Source organism: Bradyrhizobium sp. WBOS07 (assembly GCF_024585165.1).
GTDB classification, from domain to species: domain Bacteria; phylum Pseudomonadota; class Alphaproteobacteria; order Rhizobiales; family Xanthobacteraceae; genus Bradyrhizobium; species Bradyrhizobium japonicum_B.
Genome location: NZ_CP029008.1, coordinates 2,705,921 through 2,723,763 on the forward strand (window position 1 = coordinate 2,705,921; position 17,843 = coordinate 2,723,763).

The 17,843-nt window shown below is 64.0% G+C and carries 17 protein-coding genes and 1 tRNA gene; 5 read left to right on the plus strand and 13 right to left on the minus strand.

What is annotated here, in order from left to right; genetic code table 11:
• Positions 1–41: 41 nt before the first annotated feature.
• Positions 42–1,598: a porin gene (locus DCM79_RS12720; protein WP_257180125.1), complete on the minus strand. Its 1,557-nt coding sequence runs from the start codon at positions 1,596–1,598 to the stop codon at positions 42–44.
• Positions 1,599–2,234: 636 nt separating this feature from the next.
• On the opposite strand from DCM79_RS12720, the gene DCM79_RS12725 reads away from it, so the two are divergent.
• Positions 2,235–2,327, plus strand: a tRNA-Ser gene (locus DCM79_RS12725).
• A gap of 138 nt (positions 2,328–2,465) precedes the next feature.
• Here the strand turns inward: DCM79_RS12725 and DCM79_RS12730 are convergent.
• The 9 genes from DCM79_RS12730 to DCM79_RS12770 form a co-directional block, all read right to left on the minus strand.
• On the minus strand, positions 2,466–2,675 hold the full coding sequence (locus DCM79_RS12730; RefSeq protein WP_257180126.1) for a hypothetical protein: 210 nt from the start codon (positions 2,673–2,675) through the stop codon (positions 2,466–2,468).
• Between the two features lie 94 nt (positions 2,676–2,769).
• Positions 2,770–3,036 carry a hypothetical protein gene (locus DCM79_RS12735; protein ID WP_257180127.1) on the minus strand — a complete coding sequence of 89 codons (267 nt, stop codon included), beginning with the start codon at positions 3,034–3,036 and terminating at the stop codon, positions 2,770–2,772.
• 1,537 nt (positions 3,037–4,573) lie between these two features.
• Complete coding sequence (gene gatB, locus DCM79_RS12740) at positions 4,574–6,058, minus strand: Asp-tRNA(Asn)/Glu-tRNA(Gln) amidotransferase subunit GatB (RefSeq protein WP_028135946.1); 1,485 nt, start codon at positions 6,056–6,058, stop codon at positions 4,574–4,576.
• Positions 6,055–6,360, minus strand: a complete 306-nt coding sequence (locus DCM79_RS12745) for a hypothetical protein (protein WP_257180128.1) — start codon at positions 6,358–6,360, stop codon at positions 6,055–6,057. The genes gatB and DCM79_RS12745 overlap by 4 nt, the downstream gene beginning before the upstream one ends.
• A complete protein-coding gene (gene gatA / locus DCM79_RS12750; protein ID WP_257180129.1) occupies positions 6,351–7,826 on the minus strand; it encodes an Asp-tRNA(Asn)/Glu-tRNA(Gln) amidotransferase subunit GatA in 1,476 nt (491 codons plus the stop codon). Before gatA ends, DCM79_RS12745 begins: the two co-directional genes overlap by 10 nt.
• On the minus strand, positions 7,823–8,047 hold the full coding sequence (locus DCM79_RS12755) for a hypothetical protein (protein WP_028135943.1): 225 nt from the start codon (positions 8,045–8,047) through the stop codon (positions 7,823–7,825). Before DCM79_RS12755 ends, gatA begins: the two co-directional genes overlap by 4 nt.
• A gap of 24 nt (positions 8,048–8,071) precedes the next feature.
• A complete protein-coding gene (gene gatC / locus DCM79_RS12760) occupies positions 8,072–8,359 on the minus strand; it encodes an Asp-tRNA(Asn)/Glu-tRNA(Gln) amidotransferase subunit GatC (protein ID WP_025036738.1) in 288 nt (95 codons plus the stop codon).
• 92 nt (positions 8,360–8,451) lie between these two features.
• Complete coding sequence (locus tag DCM79_RS12765; RefSeq protein ID WP_257180130.1) at positions 8,452–9,528, minus strand: nitronate monooxygenase family protein; 1,077 nt, start codon at positions 9,526–9,528, stop codon at positions 8,452–8,454.
• Positions 9,529–9,650: 122 nt separating this feature from the next.
• Entirely contained in the window at positions 9,651–10,691 is a 1,041-nt protein-coding gene (locus DCM79_RS12770; protein ID WP_257180753.1) for a nitronate monooxygenase family protein, read from the minus strand.
• A 95-nt stretch (positions 10,692–10,786) separates the two neighbouring features.
• On the opposite strand from DCM79_RS12770, the gene DCM79_RS12775 reads away from it, so the two are divergent.
• Together DCM79_RS12775 and DCM79_RS12780 are read left to right on the plus strand one after the other, a co-directional pair.
• The gene (locus DCM79_RS12775; RefSeq protein ID WP_257180131.1) at positions 10,787–11,677 is read left to right on the plus strand and encodes a LysR family transcriptional regulator; all 891 of its coding nucleotides are present in this window, start codon (positions 10,787–10,789) and stop codon (positions 11,675–11,677) included.
• 185 nt (positions 11,678–11,862) lie between these two features.
• Positions 11,863–12,798, plus strand: coding sequence for a cyclase family protein (locus DCM79_RS12780; protein ID WP_257180132.1), 936 nt, complete (start codon positions 11,863–11,865; stop codon positions 12,796–12,798).
• Positions 12,799–12,904: 106 nt separating this feature from the next.
• Here DCM79_RS12780 and DCM79_RS12785 read toward each other — a convergent pair whose 3' ends face one another.
• Both DCM79_RS12785 and DCM79_RS12790 read right to left on the minus strand, forming a co-directional pair.
• Positions 12,905–15,025, minus strand: coding sequence for a DNA/RNA non-specific endonuclease (locus DCM79_RS12785; protein ID WP_257180133.1), 2,121 nt, complete (start codon positions 15,023–15,025; stop codon positions 12,905–12,907).
• 377 nt (positions 15,026–15,402) lie between these two features.
• The gene (locus DCM79_RS12790; protein ID WP_257180134.1) at positions 15,403–15,615 is read right to left on the minus strand and encodes a hypothetical protein; all 213 of its coding nucleotides are present in this window, start codon (positions 15,613–15,615) and stop codon (positions 15,403–15,405) included.
• A gap of 45 nt (positions 15,616–15,660) precedes the next feature.
• Here DCM79_RS12790 and ruvX point away from each other — a divergent pair, with 45 nt between their 5' ends.
• Both ruvX and DCM79_RS12800 read left to right on the plus strand, forming a co-directional pair.
• Complete coding sequence (gene ruvX / locus DCM79_RS12795; RefSeq protein WP_135163671.1) at positions 15,661–16,140, plus strand: Holliday junction resolvase RuvX; 480 nt, start codon at positions 15,661–15,663, stop codon at positions 16,138–16,140.
• Between the two features lie 3 nt (positions 16,141–16,143).
• The gene (locus DCM79_RS12800) at positions 16,144–17,067 is read left to right on the plus strand and encodes an AEC family transporter (protein WP_257180135.1); all 924 of its coding nucleotides are present in this window, start codon (positions 16,144–16,146) and stop codon (positions 17,065–17,067) included.
• On the opposite strand, the gene DCM79_RS12805 is transcribed toward DCM79_RS12800, so the two are convergent.
• The gene (locus DCM79_RS12805) at positions 17,068–17,832 is read right to left on the minus strand and encodes a CPBP family intramembrane glutamic endopeptidase (protein WP_257180136.1); all 765 of its coding nucleotides are present in this window, start codon (positions 17,830–17,832) and stop codon (positions 17,068–17,070) included.
• Between the last annotated feature and the right edge of the window lie 11 nt (positions 17,833–17,843).

Below are 17,843 nucleotides of genomic sequence, written 5' to 3' on the forward strand. Positions count from 1 at the left end.
AGTTTCCTGCCGGGGTTTTCCGATCAATCGGAAGATTGATCTTAGAAGTTGCGCTGAGCGCGGAACAGGACCTGCAGGTTACCCTGGTCCTTCAGTTCGTAGGTAGCTGCAGGCTTCGCAACCGCGGAGTTCGCCGGAGCTGCGATCGTGCCCGAGTACTTCTGGTCGAGCCAGACGTAGCTCACGTCCGTCGTGAACGAGAGGCCCTTGACGGGGGTCCAGACCAAGTTGCCGCCGATGACCGCGAGGTTGAAGTCGGGGTTACAGGTAGCACCAGCCGACGGAGCCAGACCGGCAGCGAAGTTCGCGCAGATCAGAGTCTTGCCCGTGTCGCCGTAGCGAAGCGAGGCATAGGCGCCGTAGAGGCCCGAAGCCCAACCCGGTGCCCAGTTGTGGGTATAACCACCGCGGAAGCCCCAGGTCTTGACAGTGTCGATCCCGGTGCCGACGCCACCAATGGTGCCGTAGATACCGTCAGCGATACCAGCGAAGGCAAGGCTCTGGTACGCAATGCCGCTACCGCCGTACATGAACATGGTCTGCGGGAACAGGCTCTGGAAGTTGTAGTGCGAAGCACCGTCGGTGTAGACCGCCTGCAAGTTGATCGTGTCACCCGCACCGGTCGGGATGTTCTTGATCGACAAGGCGCCCGCAACAGCCCAGCCCCACTTGTCGTCGGGATGGTTGGTCACTTCAGTCGAGCCATAGTAGCCCGAGTGAATGTTATGGGCGACGGCCGACAGCTGGAACAGGCCCCAGGCCTGGTCAACACGAACCTGACCGACGATATCGGGCACGCGCGTGCCACCCCAGTCCGACACACCGTACTGGCCCTGGATCATGGCCGCAGCCGCAGCGGCCGAAGCAGGGGTCACAGTCACGACGCCCGTGCTGCTAACCGAACCGGCAGCAGCGAAGGCCGAGGCGTTCCAGAGGTTCGACTGGCCATTGGCACCCGTCGACTGATCCTGCAACGCGACCGAACCGGTGATGCCCTGGCCGAAGTCAGCCGTGTAGGCGATCTGGTTGATACCGGTGACCCAGTTGGTGCCGCCCGGGAGGAAGTCGGGACCACCAGCCGGATAGCTCTGCCACGGAGCGTCGAAGATCGAGACGGTGCGGCCGAAGGTGAAACCAGCGAACTGGATGAACGCGTGGTAGAGGCCGAGCGAGGCCGCGCCGGTCGGAGCGGTGGTGCCGCCGCCGGAGCCGGTGACGGACGGGGTGTCGTAGGAGAACACCATGTCGGCGTAGGTGCGAACCACACCGTATTCGGTCGCCGTACGCGTATCGACGGTGAAGTCCATACGAGCGCGGGTCGTGTAGTAACCGCTCAGGCGGTTCTTGGCACCAGCCGGAGCGCCCTGGCCGATGCTGTAGTCGCCGTTGGTGTTCGCGAGCGCGTCAGCGCGCACGTAGCCACCCAGCTTGATGCAGGTGTCGGTGCCCGGGATGTAGTAGAAACCGGCTCCGTACAGCGAGCAGATCCGCACGTATTCGACCGCCTTGGCCTTGACCGGCAGATCGGCTGCTTGAGCTCCGCCCACGGCGATCAGACCCGCCGCTGAGCCGAGCAAAAGGCTCTTAACCAACTTCATGTTAAACCTCCAAGTTGCTCTTCAGGGAAGGTTACTGACCGGACGGCCAATTCCCCAACCCCCTCTAAATCACCGCTTTGGCCCCCTTCGCGCCTTCGGACACACCCGCATGAACGCGAGGGACTTAAGCGAATGACCTAAACGGGACGACCTCGGGATGCCCCCCTCCGTCGCTCAGTCACAATTACCGAACGTCCTTGCACACACAACAACAGAACGCTTCCAAACCGGCCCATGGAGCTGGTTTTCCGTCGGGTGTTGCACAAATAACACGCAGATGTGATCAGAGCGACTTCGTAACATATTGTTTTTAATGGCATTTTTGAAGCGGTTCCATTTGCCACCAAAACTCCTCACCTGGGGCGGCGGAGACTGGGCCCTGCGCGATGCAGCTCAGATGGAGGCGCGAATCGTAGAATCGGACCGAGACTCAAAGGCCGGAAACGCGACACATCGACGGACCTGCCCCACCCCGACCACCGCTCGGGAATCCAGCCACGCCTCTATATAGAGGGCTTTCTTGAGATGGCGCCTGACAGCAAACCGCCCGTTTCCAAGATCGCTGGGAATATTCGAGCGAAAACACACGCTTCCAAATTGACCGGCCCAAGCAATTAGATGCATAAGGCTCGCACCGGAGAGGTGGCCGAGTGGCTGAAGGCAACGCTTTGCTAAAGCGTCATACGGTCTCAAGCTGTATCGAGGGTTCGAATCCCTCCCTCTCCGCCACCCAGCGGCAGAATCAATCAAGGTCTGTGCGTTCTTTCACCTGAAAGCGACCGTGAGAACGGTGCGAGAGCCTGGGCAAGGATCGGCGCGGCTGCATTCATCCCGATTCGCACTGACTTTATATGTGTACGTCCGCGTCTAGCGGTGGAACCGCCAGATCCGCCAATGCGAGGGCGAAATCACCACGGCTTCATCGGCCCAGCCGTTGAACCAGACGCCGCGCCGGCACCGGCAGGGGAACCACCAGGGCAGAATCCCCGTCTTGTGCGGACGTCCGAGTTCCAGATCGCACTCGTCGGGCGCGATTTGAATCGGCAGCCATGGTCCATTCGTGTCGGGCTCGCTCATGCCGCTCGGGTCTTATGGGGCGGCACACCGGAAAAACTTGTTCAGCGCAACCAGGCCCACCCGTGCGAACACGGGTGTGGATGCGATTCTCAATTCAATGGGCGGAAACCCATGCCCGCGCATCGCGCTGTGCGGCGGCGATCTCGGCATCCGACATCTGCCCGGCAATCTCCTGGCGCAGCGCCACGGCGTCCTTGCGGCCCTTCAGCGCGGCAAGATTGAACCATTTATGCGCGGCGACGAGATCGACGAGGCCGGAGCGGCCGCTCGCCCAATAGATGCCGCGCTCGAACAGCACGTCCGACAGCGCGCTCGCGTCGATCGGCGTTGCCGTCTCCATATCGAAGGTACCCTGAAACATAACGCATCCCCTTTGTTCTTATGCCGCCTCGTTCCCCCGAGCGCGGCTCCCGTCCAACTCTGATGTGCATGACCCTTCCCGGGATCGTGCATCGTTCAACTCATCCCCAGGGCTTGTTGCCAAAAGGCTCGCTGCCAAAAGGCTTGTTGCCCATTGCCGTTTGCCGGCTTGTTGGAGGCGATGATGGCGGGCAAATTTGAATGGCAGTTTAAGTATCGCGATGAAGCAGACGTAAACGCGCCCGCGCGGCGCCCCGCGTGCAGATTCAAAAAGCTCCTGATTTGCAGGCACTTCTGCGATTCGTCAGACTTTGTTTACCGCAGGATTTTGGGGGATCGATAACCATCGCGCGCGCTGGTGCGCGTCCTGTGGTCAGAATGTGAAGCGTGGATCACCGTGGCCGCGCGCCGTGCTGTCATTCCCCGCGCAGGCGGGAATCCAGTACTCTGCAACTCATCGATTCAATCGCTGCCGGAACGGAGAAGCGGGCGGCATGCGAATAGCGGGAATCAAGTCGCGGCCCGGGCGTGCCACAAGCCACAGTTCGGTCGAAGCCGGCGCGGCCACGTCGCGTATCGGATCAGCAATGTCGGGAAATGGGAATGCCGGCAATACCCCGGCCTCAGGAGAACGAGGGCGTCGGCGAACACGTCAGGACCAGATTTCACGTTGACCCGAAGGCCGCCTGTGAAATTGCGGAGCCCCATTCCGGAGAACCGCACCGAACGAAGAAAACTCGTTTCTTCTGCCGGACCGTCAAAGCGAACGATCCGACCGTTGACCTGATGTCTCGCCGACACCCTCTATCGTCGATCAGAACCTCGAGGAGGCGCTGATGACGTGCCGGCTAGGAGCCGGCAACTTCAGAAGTCGAAGTTACTTCTTCTTCTTGGCGACCTTGCGGGTCTTCTTCGCAGTCTTCTTCACTGCGCTCTTCGCCTTCTTCGCCTTCTTCGCTTTCTTGGCCATGTTGCCCTCCGATGTGTGAGATGGCTTTAATCGCTGCGTGCACTCGGGGATCGAATGCACTTCATCCCGAATACACCAACACAAAGAAAAAAACAGCGTCTCGCTTAAAGAAGTGTTGACGACACAACGCGCGTGCGCTTGGCGAGCGCGATGCAAGCGCACTGCCCGATGCATGCGATCGACCGCAGGGAGTGCTCGCAACATCGATGTTCGCAGCACATGCGATTGCAGAAAAACACTACGCAGCAAGTATTTTCCTGCACGCGCGCATCGCACGCCATCGTCGCGATGACGGACGTCGGCAATCCCGCGATCACCTCGCGAAGGCGCTTCGCGGACTCTGAGTCGCGAATTTTGGCAACGAAAATATTTTCATGATTAACGGCGCGAGCGCTCGTCGAAGCGTGCGCGAGACGCCGTTTTGCGCGAATCGCGTCACGGCGATTCGCTCGTCACGTCGCCGCCGATCGGGATGAAGTGAGCCGCCGAGGATGCGTGCGAACGTCGCATCGAGGAACGAAAGCGAGGTGACGAGACTTGTCCGTCACCTCGTTCGAACGCGCGGGCGTCAGACGCCGAGCTTGGACTTGAGCAGGTCGTTGACGCTCTGCGGGTTGGCCTTGCCGCCGGATGCCTTCATCACCTGACCGACGAACCAGCCGAGCGACTGCGGCTTGTCCTTGACCTGCGCGGCCTTGTCCGGATTGGCGGCGATGATGTCGTCGACAACCTTTTCGATCGCCGAGAGGTCGGTGACCTGCTTCATGCCGCGGCTTTCGACCAGTGCGCGGGGATCGCCGCCTTCCTGCCAGACGATCTCGAACAGATCCTTGGCGATCTTGCCGGAGATCGTGCCCTCGCCGATCAGATCGACGATCGCGGCCAGCTGCTCGGCGCTCACCGGAGAGCCCGTAATATCCCGGCTTTCCTTGTTGAGACGGCCGAACAGCTCATTGATCACCCAGTTCGCCGCCATCTTGCCGTCGCGCGCACGGTTGCCGAGCTTGTCCAGCACGGTCTCGTAGAACACTGCGCTCTCGCGCTCGGCAACGAGCACGCTCGCATCATAGGCCGACAGGCCGAAGTCGGCGACGAACCGCATCTTCTTCTGGTCCGGCAGCTCGGGCAGCTCAGCCTTCAGCTCATCGACATAGCCCTGCGAGAACTCCAGCGGCAGCAGGTCGGGATCGGGGAAGTAGCGGTAGTCATGCGCCTCTTCCTTGGAGCGCATCGAGCGCGTCTCGCCCTTGTTGGGATCGTAGAGCCGCGTCTCCTGATCGATCTGGCCGCCCTCCTCCAGGATCTCGATCTGGCGCCGCGCCTCATACTCGATCGCCTGGCCGATGAAGGTGATCGAGTTCATGTTCTTGATCTCGCAGCGGGTGCCGAGCGGCCCGCCCGGCTTTCGCACCGAGACGTTGACGTCGGCGCGCAAGGATCCCTTCTCCATGTCGCCGTCGCAGGTACCGAGATAGCGCAGGATCGAGCGCAGCTTGGTCACGTAGGCCTTGGCCTGCTCGGCATCGCGGATGTCAGGCTTGGAGACGATCTCCATCAACGCCACGCCGCAGCGGTTGAGGTCGACATAGGACATGGTCGGCGACTGGTCGTGCAGCAATTTGCCGGCATCCTGCTCCAGATGCAGCCGCTCGATACCAATCGTAGCGACCTTGCCGCCGTCCAGTTCAACGACGACCTCGCCCTCGCCGACGATCGGCGACTTGTACTGGCTGATCTGGTAGCCCTGCGGCGAGTCCGGATAGAAATAGTTCTTGCGGTCGAACACCGAGCGCAGATTGATCGCGGCGTTGAGGCCGAGCCCGGTTCGGACAGCCTGCCTGACGCACTCCTCGTTGATCACGGGCAGCATGCCCGGCATCGCCGCATCGACCAGTGAGACATGGCTGTTGGGCTCGCCGCCGAACTCGGTCGAGGCCCCGGAGAACAGTTTCGACTGCGAGGTGACCTGGGCATGCACCTCCATGCCGATCACGACTTCCCAGTCGCCGGTCTGGCCCTTGATCAGTTTTCCCTGTCTGACTGACGCGTTCATGCTTTTCCATCCCCGAGCAGCGCGGAAACCATCCGCTCCCACTCCGCTTCCAATGAATCCTTTGCCGCCGGCTGGCCAGCCTGGCGGTACCAGTAGCCGGCATTGCCGAGATCGCCTTCGACGCGGTGCAGATAAGCGTGCACCCAGGCGGCGTCGCGGCCGCTGTCGTCCTGAACGATCTGGTGTGCGCGGTCCCAGTCGCCCTTGGCGGCCCACCAGAGGCCTCTGAGCGGCGCGTTCAGATCCGGCGCAGGCGCCGCGCCGTCGAGGCTCGCGATGAAATCGGCGACATTCACCACCACCTCGTCGGTGTGAAGCGGCCGGCGGCCTGCTCGATCACCTCGCCGAGCGAGAACAGCGTCTCCTCGTCGAAGGGACGGCCGATCAGCTGCAGGCCGAGCGGCAGGCCTTGCGCGTCCTTGCCGGCGGGCACGGCGATGCCGGGCAGGCCCGCCATGTTCACGGTCACCGTGAAGATGTCGTTGAGATACATCTCGACCGGATCGGCGCCGCCCTTCTCGCCGATGCCGAAGGCGGCCGACGGCGTTGCGGGGGTGAGGATCGCGTCGACGCCCCTCGCGAAGCAATCCTCGAAATCCTTCTTGATCAGCGTGCGCACCTTCTGCGCGCGCAGATAATAGGCGTCGTAATAGCCGGCCGAGAGCACGTAGGTGCCGATCATGACGCGGCGCCGCACTTCCGCGCCAAACCCTTCCGCGCGGGTATTCTCGTAGAGCTCGATGACGTTCTTGCCCTGCTCGCGCAGGCCGTAGCGGACGCCGTCATAGCGCGCGAGATTGGAGGATGCTTCCGCCGGCGCCACGATGTAATAGGCCGGCAGCGCGTACTTGGTGTGCGGCAGCGACACCTCGACCAGCTCGGCGCCCGCCGCCTTCAGCCAGGCCGCACCCTCTTCCCAGAGTTTCTCGATCTCGGCCGGCATGCCGTCGAGACGATATTCCTTGGGGATGCCGATCCTCATGCCCTTCACGGACTTGCCGATCGCAGCCTCGTAATCCGGCACCGCGATATCGACCGAGGTGGTGTCCTTCGGATCGTGCCCGGCCATCGAGCGCAGCAGCATCGCCGCATCGCGCACGCTGCGCGCGATCGGGCCGGCCTGGTCGAGCGAGGAGGCAAAGGCGACGATGCCCCAGCGCGAGCAGCGGCCATAGGTCGGCTTGATGCCGACGGTCGCGGTGAAGGCCGCCGGCTGGCGGATCGAGCCGCCGGTGTCGGTCGCGGTCGCGCCCATGCACAGCAGCGCCGCCACGGCCGAGGCCGAGCCGCCGGACGAGCCGCCCGGCACCAGCGTCGTGTTGCTGCCCTCGCGCCGCCAGGGATTGCCGACCGGGCCGAAGCACGAGGTCTCGTTGGCCGAGCCCATCGCGAACTCGTCGTTGTTGAGCTTGCCGAGCATCACGGCGCCGTCGCGCCACAGCTGCGAGGTCACGGTCGATTCATAGGTCGGCACGAAATTGCCGAGGATCTTCGAGCACGCCGTGGTGCGCACGCCCTTGGTGGCGAACAGATCCTTGATGCCGAGCGGAATGCCGGCGAGCGGGCCGACGTCGCCCTTGGCGATCTTCTCGTCCGCGGCCTTCGCCATGCTGCGCGCCTGGTCCGGCGTCTCCATCACGAAGGCGTTGAGCACGCGCGCGGCTTCGATCGCGGAAAGATGCGCGTCGGTCAGCTCGAGCGACGTGAAAGTCTTGTCGGCGAGACCCTTGCGGGCCTCGGCGAGCGTCAGCGATGTCAAATCGGTCATTTATTGATCGGGCTGCAGAAGAACGGAGACAGGGTCTTGTCGTTGGCCGGGTCGTCTTGCATGACGTTTTTCTTGGCTGCGGCATTCGCGGCGGCCTCGAGCTCGTCGAGCACGGCATTGACGGCGACATTGGGATCGGCGGCCTTGCCCTGCCGCTCCATCTTGTCGAGGTAGTTCATGTAGGCCTGATAGGCCTTCTCATCGTCGCAAAGCAGACACATCGGACCACGTCCTGGATAGGAGACTCACTCCACGACCTTCGGCACGAGGAAGAAGTGCCCCTCGGTCGCGGGCGCGTTGGCGACAATATCGTCGGCGATGCCGCCGTCATCGACCACGTCCTGCCGCTTCTTCATCTGCATCGGGGTGACCGAGGTCATCGGCTCCACGCCCTCGACATTGACCTCCGAGAGCTGCTCGACGAAGGCGAGCATGGCGTTGAGCTCGCCCTGAAGATGCGGAACCTCGTCCTCGGAAACCGCAATGCGCGCCAGATGTGCGATGCGGCGGACGGTAGCGGCGTCGACGGACATTATATAAGGCCTCTCACGGCAAAACCCACCACGGTAAAACCTGAGTGCCGTATAGCAGAGGCCGCTTTTGCGCCGCAACCGGCGCTTCCCACCTATCCGGCCAGCGCTTTCAGGCGCGCCAGCGCCGATTTGGCGAGATCCCGGGTCAATTCGGCGGCCGGGACCTCGCGGCCGAGGGCAATCGCCTGTCCCGCCCAGAGGTTGGTAAAATCCACCCTGCCCTGCTTTTCGGCAGCCGCCTTCAGCGGCCCAAGCGCGGTCGCGGCATGGGGAAACGGCGGCGCATCCGGCGACACCGGGCCAGCCTCACGCATCAGCCGGTTCTGGACCCCGCGCGCCGGCCGGCCGGTCATCACATTGGTGATGACGGTGGACTCATCGCCCGCCTCGGCAAGCGCCTTGCGGCCGCCCGCGCTGACCTTCGATTCCGGACAGCGGAGATAGGCGCTGCCGATCTGCACCCCAGAGGCACCGAGCGCAAAGGCCGCGGCGATGCCGCGCCCGTCGGCAATGCCGCCGGCCGCGATCACCGGTACCTTCACGGCATCGACGACCTGCGGCACGAGCGCAAAAGTGCCAGGCTGCTCGGCGATCTTGCCGGTCAGGAACATGCCGCGATGGCCGCCCGCCTCCGCACCTTGCGCGATCACGGCATCGACGCCGCGCCGTTCGAGCCAGACCGCCTCCTTCACCGTCGTCGCCGACGAGATGACGAGGCAGCCGGCAGCCTTCACCCGCTCGAGCAGCGCCTGCTCAGGCAGGCCGAAATGGAAGCTGACGACTTCCGGCTTCAGCTCTTCCACGACCTCGCAGAAGGCGGCATCGAACGGTGCACGGTTCGCCGCCGCGATCGGCGCTGCGGGATCCAGACCATGCTCGGCGTAATAGCCCGCGAGCCGCTGCTTCCAGCGCGTTTCGGCCTCCGCCGTGAGCTCGACCGGCGTGTGGCAGAAGAAGTTCATGTTGACCGGCGCCTTGACGCGCTGGCGGATCAGAGCAACCTGCTCGCGCGCCTTCTCCGGCGTGATCATCGCACTCGGCAGCGAGCCGAGCGCGCCGCCCTGCGCCGCCGCAATCACCAGCTCCGCGTCCATCACGCCGGCCATCGGCGCCAGCACGATCGGAAATTCGGTCTTGAAGAGGTCGATCAGTCGACGGTCAGGCCACATGGTTCTTGCCTCGTATTCGCTCTTGCCCCCTCTCCCCTTGTGGAAGAGGGTGGATCGCCGCGATAGCGGCGAGACGGGTGAGGGGTTTGCATCCGCGGATACAGACCTCTCAGATTTGTCTTTTATTCTCCGCGGATAGAACCCCTCATCCGGCGCTGCGCGCCACCTTCTCCCGCAAGGGGAGAAGGGAAGCCCGCCGTCACCGAATTGCGATTTCCTTCCAGCAATTGCTTCGCCTCGATCGCGATCCGCGCGACGATCTCGGCGGCGGGTGGAATATCATGGATCAGCCCGGCCGCCTCGCCGGCGAAAACGGCGGCGGTTTCGAAATCGCCCGCGGCTTTCGCCGCAGCATAGTCCTCGGCAACCTCGCCCGCGCGTTGCATCAGCTCCACCTCGCGGCCGGTCCAGCGCTTGATGTGATCGTTGACCAGTGTTCGCGCCGTGAACGGAGCCGGCCAGAACAGTTTGCGCGACCAGTCGGGAACGACGCCGCGCACCGTGTCGTTGCTGGTCGCCATGCGAATACGTTCCTTGGCCTCCTGCGCGCCGTTGGCCTCCACGCTCGCATAGAAACGTGTGCCGATCAGCACGCCGGATGCGCCCAGCATCATCATCGCCGCGAGGCCCCGGCCGTCGGCGATCCCGCCGGCTGCGACGACCGGCACACGTCCGGCCGCCAGGTCGACGATCGCAGGCACGATGTCGATGGTGGTGCGCGATGCGCCATGGCCGCCGGCTTCGGTGCCCTGCGCGACCAGGATCTCCGCGCCGGCATCGAGCGCCTGCCTGGCCATGTCCTCGCTCTGCACCTGGCAGATCAGTCGCGCACCACGCTCCCTGATGCGCGGCGCAAACGGCGCGGGATCGCCGAACGACAGCATGATGGCCTGCGGGCCGGCGTCGAGCGCGACGTCGAGCAGGTCGGGCTGTTTCGCCAGGCTCCAGGTGATGAAGCCGATGCCGAACTGTGCAAAGCCCTTCAGCTCTGCGGCTTCCGTCCGAAGCCGGATGGCGTCGCCGTATCCGCCACCCAGGATGCCGAATCCGCCGGCCTCGCTGACCGCGCGGGTCAGCCGACTGCCTGCGATCGTATCCATGGGAGCCGACAGGATCGGATGTCTGATCCCGAGGAGCTCCGTCAGCGGCGTGGCGAACGGCATGGGTCCTCCCTCTCTGGACAGGAAGACTAGGCGCAAATAACATTCTTCAAAATTGAATTCTATAGAATGCTGCCATCTCAAAAGAGAAACGTGCCATGGAACTCAGCGATCTCCAGACCTTCGCCACTGTGGCCCGCACCGGCGGCATCACCCGCGCCGCCGAGGAGCTGAACACGGTGCAGTCCAACGTCACTCAGCGCGTGAAGGCGCTGGAGGCGGAGATCGGCACGCCACTGTTCGAACGCCACAGCCGCGGCATGACGCTGACCGGCGCCGGCAAGCGTCTCTTGCCTTACGCGCAACGGATGGCCGCGCTCTCGCGCGAGGCCGCATTGGCCGCGCGGGACGATGGCGAGCCCAAGGGACCGCTTGGGATCGGCTCGATGGAAACGACCGCGGCGGTGCGGCTGCCGCCCCTGCTCGCCGATTTCCACCGCCGCTTTCCCGCCGTGCGGCTTTCCTTGCGCACGGCGCCGACCGCCGACCTCGTCGCAGCCGTGCTCGACGGCGCGCTCGACGGCGCCTTCGTCGCCGGCCCGATCGCGCATGCCGACCTCATCGTGACGAGCGCGTTCCGCGAAGAGTTGGTGCTCGTGAGCGCGCGACGCTGGGCTTCGCTTGCCGAGCTGCGCGCCGGCACGCCGGAATCCGGTCCGACCGCGCTGGTGTTCCGCACCGGCTGCACCTACCGCCAGCGACTCGAACAAGTGTTCGTCGAGTTCGGCTGGCCGTCGGCCGCGCGCTTCGAGCTCGGCACGCTCGACGGCATGATCGGCTGCGTCGCCGCCGACATGGGCGTGACGTTGCTGCCGCGCGCGGTCGTCGAGCGCAGCGCAATGAATGGCAGCATCACGATCCACGCGCTGAACCCGGCGCATGCGCGCGTCGAGACAGTGTTCATCCACCGCAGCGCCGGACATCAAACCAGCGCACTGAGCGGTTTTGCCGACTGCCTGAAGAAGGACCACGACGTCATCGCCGCCTGAGGCGAGCGTTCCACTCCGCGAAATTCGTCACAAATCCGTCGCGGATTCCACGTTGCCTTCCGCGGCAACGCATCACATCAAAAAGCTTTGAAGCCCGCGATCATTCTACGTTAGGATGACTGACTGGCCAGCGCAAAACCATAACGAAACCGGACATCGGCAAAAAAACATCGGGAGGACTATCGATGCGCAATACGCTCGTGTTGTGCTGTGTCGCCGTATTGTCGGCGATCTCAGGAACTGCAAGCGCACAGGACTGGACCAAATCGAAATGGGGGCCGAACGACGAGGTCGGCGCCGCCAACTACATGACGCCCGAGCTGGTGGTGAAAGCGGCATCGCTCGTGAAGACCGGCAAGACCTACGCGCTCGGCATGGCCGTCGACTCCAAGACTCCGGCCTACCCGCCGCGCGACTACAAGATCACCATCGTGCAGCCCGGACAGGCCGGCAGCAGCGGCCTAGGTCCGAACAAGGCGACCTATAACGATGACATCCTCAATACCTGGGTCGGCGTCGGAACCCAGCTCGACGGCCTCGGACATCTCGGTGTCGAGCACGTCTATTACAATGGCAACAAGCTCGCCGACTTTGCCGATCCCACCGGGCTGAAGAAGCTCGGCATCGAGAAGGTGCCGCCGATGGTCACCCGCGGCGTGCTGCTCGACATGGCCGCCTATTTCAAGACCGACGTGGTGAAGGAAGGCACCGCCTTCAACGTCAAGGAGATCGAGGAAGCCGCCAAGCAGCAGAACGTCGAGATCCGCCAGGGCGACGTCGTCATCTTCCACACCGGCTGGCTCAGCCTGGTCGGCAAGGACGACAAGCGCTACTCGGCCGGTGAACCCGGCCTTGGCGTCGAAGGCGCCAAATACCTCACTGGCAAGGGTGTGGTCGCTGTCGGCGCCGACACCTGGGGCGTAGAGGTCCTGCCCTTCGAATCGAAGAACGTCTTCGAGGTGCACCAGATCCTGCTCGCCATGAACGGGACCTACATCCTGGAGAACCTCGATACGGCCGCGCTGGCCCGGGACAAGGGTTATGAATTCCTGTTCGTGCTGGGACAGCCGCGCTGGACCGGCGGCGTGCAGGCGATGATCAACCCGATCGCGATCCGCTGACGCCGAGCGAGTCCGGAAGACCGTCGGGTGAGGTCATGCGGTGTCTCTGCGGAGCACCGCTGCCCTCACCCGATTACGCATCGTTTCGCACCGTACGAGAAGGCCCCTATTTGAGCCGGATATCCTCATAAGATTCGATCCGCCGCGGGCCGACCGCGGTCGCCTCGTGCGAATCCGCATCAGCGAGATTGCCGAAATCGAGCTTGGTCAGCTTCGCGAGGTCCGCGATCGAGACCTGAAACACGCTGACGTCCTCCTCCGACATCCGCTCGCGCAGGTCCATCTCCTGGATGCGGTCGATCTCCATGACCAGCTTTCGCTGGCTCATCAGGAAGGCCGCCGCCTTGAGCGCGTCGTCGTCCTCGTTGCGCCGGATCAGGATCTTCCAGAAATATTTCGGGATCTGGACGCCGCCGAAGCTCGGATCCTTGTGCGGCCGGCCCGCCGGATTGGGCAGATCGGACCCGTCGGCGTCCGGCCCGTCGAACACCGGGCCGTTCATGACGATGCCCTTCTCCTCGCCTTCGAGCAGGACGTCGCGCGTATAGTCCTCCAGTCCCGCCCAGAGCTGCTTGCCCTGGTTGAACGAGAAGAACTGCGGCGCGCAATTGGTGAAATGGAAGGAATCGTCACCATGCTGCTTGGCCGCGGCGACGGTGTCGCCCCAGGTCGCATCCAGCCGGCGCACGAGATGACCGCGGTCGAAAGGATTCTTGCTGCGATCCGCCTCGAACGTAGCTTGCTTGCGGTAGAACTCGTCGCCGATCTGGGCATCGTCGTCGATGCGCGGGTCGCGCAGCCAGGAATCGCCCTCGCGCTTGCCGACGTCCTGCTGCTTGCCGCCGTCGATATTAACGCAACTGAAGAAAGCCAGCCGGCGATCCTTGTTCATGACCACGCTGTAGTTGGAATATTTCAGCTCGGATTGCTTGGAGCTTCCCTTCAGCATCGCGATCCTGGATTTGAGAGAGGCAGGAATCTTCGGCAAGGGCACCGAGAATTTGCCGGTGCCGAGGAAATTCGCCTTGTATCCGGGACGCGATTTCAGCGTGCTCTGATCGATATGCACGGCTTCCATCGGCAGGCCGTTGTTCGCGCTGATGTGCGGCAGCAAACCGGCCGGCCGGGCGATCAAGGGCGCGCCGCCATTTGCCATGCCGCCGTTCGGCGCCATTCCGTTGCCTCCCGCAGGTCCCGTCGCGGGTGCGAGCGGCGCGAACGGGATGTCCTTCTTGAACATCGGCAACGGCACGCGGATCGGGACCACCAGCGAGGTCCCATCGAGGGACTGCTCGACCCAGACATTGGCGCCGAAGGCAGGTGCGGCAGCCGGCGCCCGGACCTTCGCAGTCTCATGCCGGACCGGCGGCTCCTCCTCGTCCAACACCGGCTTGATCAGTGGATGGGAGCCGACGGCAACCTTGAGATCGGCAACGATCGCGCTGATGCGGATGCCTTCGTTGGCGATCCAGTCGATCAGGGATTCGTCCATCGACGGCTTCCACACCTTGCCGTCCTTGGTCAGAGTATGACCCTGCGCATTCTTCCGGGGAACACCGCTGTGGTGCAATGCGACCACCTGCCAGAAGCGGTTGAACGCCGGCGAGCCCGACGAGCCCGCCGTCGTGTCGGTGTTGTACCAGAGGAAGTCGCCGACATATTTGAGCAGCTTGTTCTCGCGGACGCAGACCTGCTTCATCTGCCCGCTGGGATGCTGGATGATGGTGAGGTACTCGCCGGGGTCCGCCTTGCCGGGCGCGGCGCTGAGCGGCAGCCATCCGAAGTCCTCGAGTTCCTCGCCGCCGGACAGCGAGGTCGACGCCACCGCCACCACCGAAAAATCCAGCCTGTCGTTGGTGTAGAAGAATCTGCCCGGCTCGAATCCGAACCGCACCGGCGCGCGCTCTTGTCCCGAAATGTCGAGCTCGTAGTTGAAGTCGCCGATCGAATTGGCCGCATCGGCCGGCTTGCCGAAGACATGATTGTTGGTCAGCAGCAGGCCCGGCCCGATCAGAAAGCCCGAGCCATAGCCGAGCAGGTTCGACTTGAGATCCCTGAGCTGGATGCGGCAGACCGAGCGCGAGGCGGCAGTCCCCTTGGCGAGATAATTGATGCTGTCGAGATCATTGCCCTGGATGATCCGCTCCAGGCCGATCTCGGCCTTCTCCATGTCCTGGGTCTCGGCGAGCAGCTGGCGCTGGCGCACGCGCATCTTTTCGACGGACATCTCGATCGGACCGTCGCCCAATTTCCGGTTCAAGGCTTCGGGTGAGAACTCGGCTTGCTTGAATCGCCTTTCTGAGCCCGCGATCAGGCTTGGCTTGATGAGCATCGTGACCTCTCAAATGACTGGGCGAATACGGGACGCGGTCGGGGCGCCAGAAAATTTGCGCCAAGGTCGCAGCGCGGTCGGATTGCGGGCCGCGGCCGATCGTTCTGGAAAATCGCGGGCATATACCCCGCACCACTCTAAACCTGCACATTCATTGGCACGCAACCACAGGCATCATGCCATGGTCTGGGCGTGATCAGTGTGAGATTTGCCACAAATGATGGATGTGGCCGCCTGTCGCAATTTCGCGGGTCGTGGGGCCGTCGGACGATCTACGCCCTGAGCTGCCACCGCCGCAGCGCCACGACGGCCCAGATCGCCTCGACCAGGCCGAACGGCCAGGCCCCCTGGAGAAAACCATAGGCCGAGCCGAGCGCGCAGGACGCGGCGAACAGCAGCACGAACCAGTGGCTGCGATCTTCCAGGGCGTAAGTGACCAGCATCGCCGAGACGGCGAACAGGCCGAATAATGTCAGCGCATCCATTGTTTCGGGTTCACTCCGCGGCGTGACGCGTGATATGCGCTTCGCATGCCGGCTCTTATCCTGCCTCTCGTCGATGCTGCAACCCACTGGCCCGCGCGCGGCGCGCTGGTCGGGCTCGACTTGGGCACCAAGACCATCGGCGTTGCCGTGTCCGACCCGGACCGGAGACTGGCGACCGGCGTCGAGACGGTCCAGCGCACGCAATTCAAGCGGGACGCGGCCCGGCTGCTCGCGATCGCGGCGGAGCGTAAAGCAACCGGATTCGTGCTCGGCCTGCCCATCAACATGGACGGCAGCGAGGGCCCGCGCGCGCAGTCCACCCGCGCCTTCGCCCGCAATCTCGCCGGTCTGACCGCGCTTCCCATCGGCCTGTGGGACGAGCGCCTCTCGACCGCGGCGGTCGAGCGCGAGCTGATCGGCATGGACGTCAGCCGCGCCAAGCGCGCCGAGGTGATCGACGAGCACGCTGCCATCTTCATCCTGCAAGGCGCGCTCGACCGTCTCGCCAATCTCCGCACCGGTTGACCCATGCCGGTCGTCATCGCGGCGCTGCTGCCGGTCTTCATCCTCATCGTGCTCGGCGTCGTGCTGAAGCGCAGCCTGATGCGGCTCGACACGCAATGGCACGGGCTGGAGCGGCTGACCTATTTCGTGCTGTTCCCGATGCTGCTGATCCAGACCCTGGTGAAGGCCGACCTTTCCAAGGTACCGGTGGCCGGCGTCGGCGGTGCGCTTCTATTAGCGGCGCTGGCGATGTCGCTGCTCTGCCTCGCGCTGCGCCCCGCCCTGGCGCGGCTCGGCGTCGACGGCCCCGCCTTCACCTCGATCTTCCAGGGCGCGACGCGCTGGCAGACCTTCGTGGCGCTGTCGATCGCCGCCAATTTGTTCGGCGATGTCGGGCTGGCGCTCGCCTCCGTGGCGATGGTGGCGATCATCCCGCTCGTGAATGTGTTCAGCGTCTCGGTGCTCGCTCGCTATGCATCTCCGGAAAGGCAATCCGCCCGCGCCATCGTCATGACATTGGTGCGCAATCCCCTGATCTGGGCCTGCATCATCGGCCTCTCCGTCAATGTCAGCCACCTGCCGCTGCCGAGGCTATGGCACGAGGTTGCCGACGCCCTCGGCAGTTCCTCGCTCGCCATCGGCCTGCTCGTCACCGGCGCCGGGCTGCATCTGGAAGGTCTGTTGCGCCCCAGCGCCGGCGCTGCGATCGGCGTCGCGCTCAAGCTGGTGCTGATGCCTGCGTTTGCCTTGGGGCTCGGCGTCTGGTTCGGTCTTTCCGGCAACAGCCTTGCGATCGTTGCGATCTGCTCCGCCGTTCCGACCTCCTCAAGCGCCTATGTCCTCGCCCGCCAGATGGGTGGCGACGCCCCGTTGCTGGCGCAGATCATCACGCTGCAGACCATCTGTGCGGCGATCACGATGCCGGTTGCGATCGCGCTGGCGGCCTGATCAAGCGCCCAGCCACATCGTCAACACCACCGCGGTCAGATTGTTCAGCGCGTGCAGCACGATCGTGAGCCAGAGCGAATTGGCACGATAGCGCATGTAGCCGAACCAGAGGCCGATGGCGAGGACCTCGGCGAGGAAGTAGAGGTCGTATTGCAGGTGGACGATGGTCCACACCAGCGACGACAGCAGGATCGCGCCCGGCACGCCCAGGAAGCTCGCCGACCAGCCGCGAAATAGAAAGCCGCGCGCCAACACCTCTTCGGACATCGGCGCGGCCACGCTGAAGGCGAACAGCAGCAGCAGCGCCGCGCCCTTGTCGCGGCCCGATTTCAGCAGATCGGTCATGAAGCCCGGCGTCGCCTCGCGGCCGAGCGCGCGCGACATCGTCTCCCAGACCAGCACCAGCAGGATGAGGCCGACCGCGCCGAGCAGCAGCTGCTTCCAGGACGGCCAGTGCAGCGCGAGATAGTCGACGAAGGAGGCCTTCTTGATGGCGATGGCGAGCCAAACCGCCAGAAGCGTCGCCGGCAGGCCCATGATGACCGAGAGCGCGAGCGTCTGCGGCTCGCGGCCGACGACCTGGATCGAGGCGAGATCCATCGGCAGGCCGCGCTGCGCCGCCACCAGGACGACGGCGCCGATCTGTCCGACGAACATCGCGACGAAAATGAACACGCCCCACAGCGCCGTGCCCCAGAACTTCCAGACGCGCGGCGTCGCCGGCGTGACGGTCGGCGGCGGATGGTCGGGATTGAGAGAATCCATCAGGAGGCTTT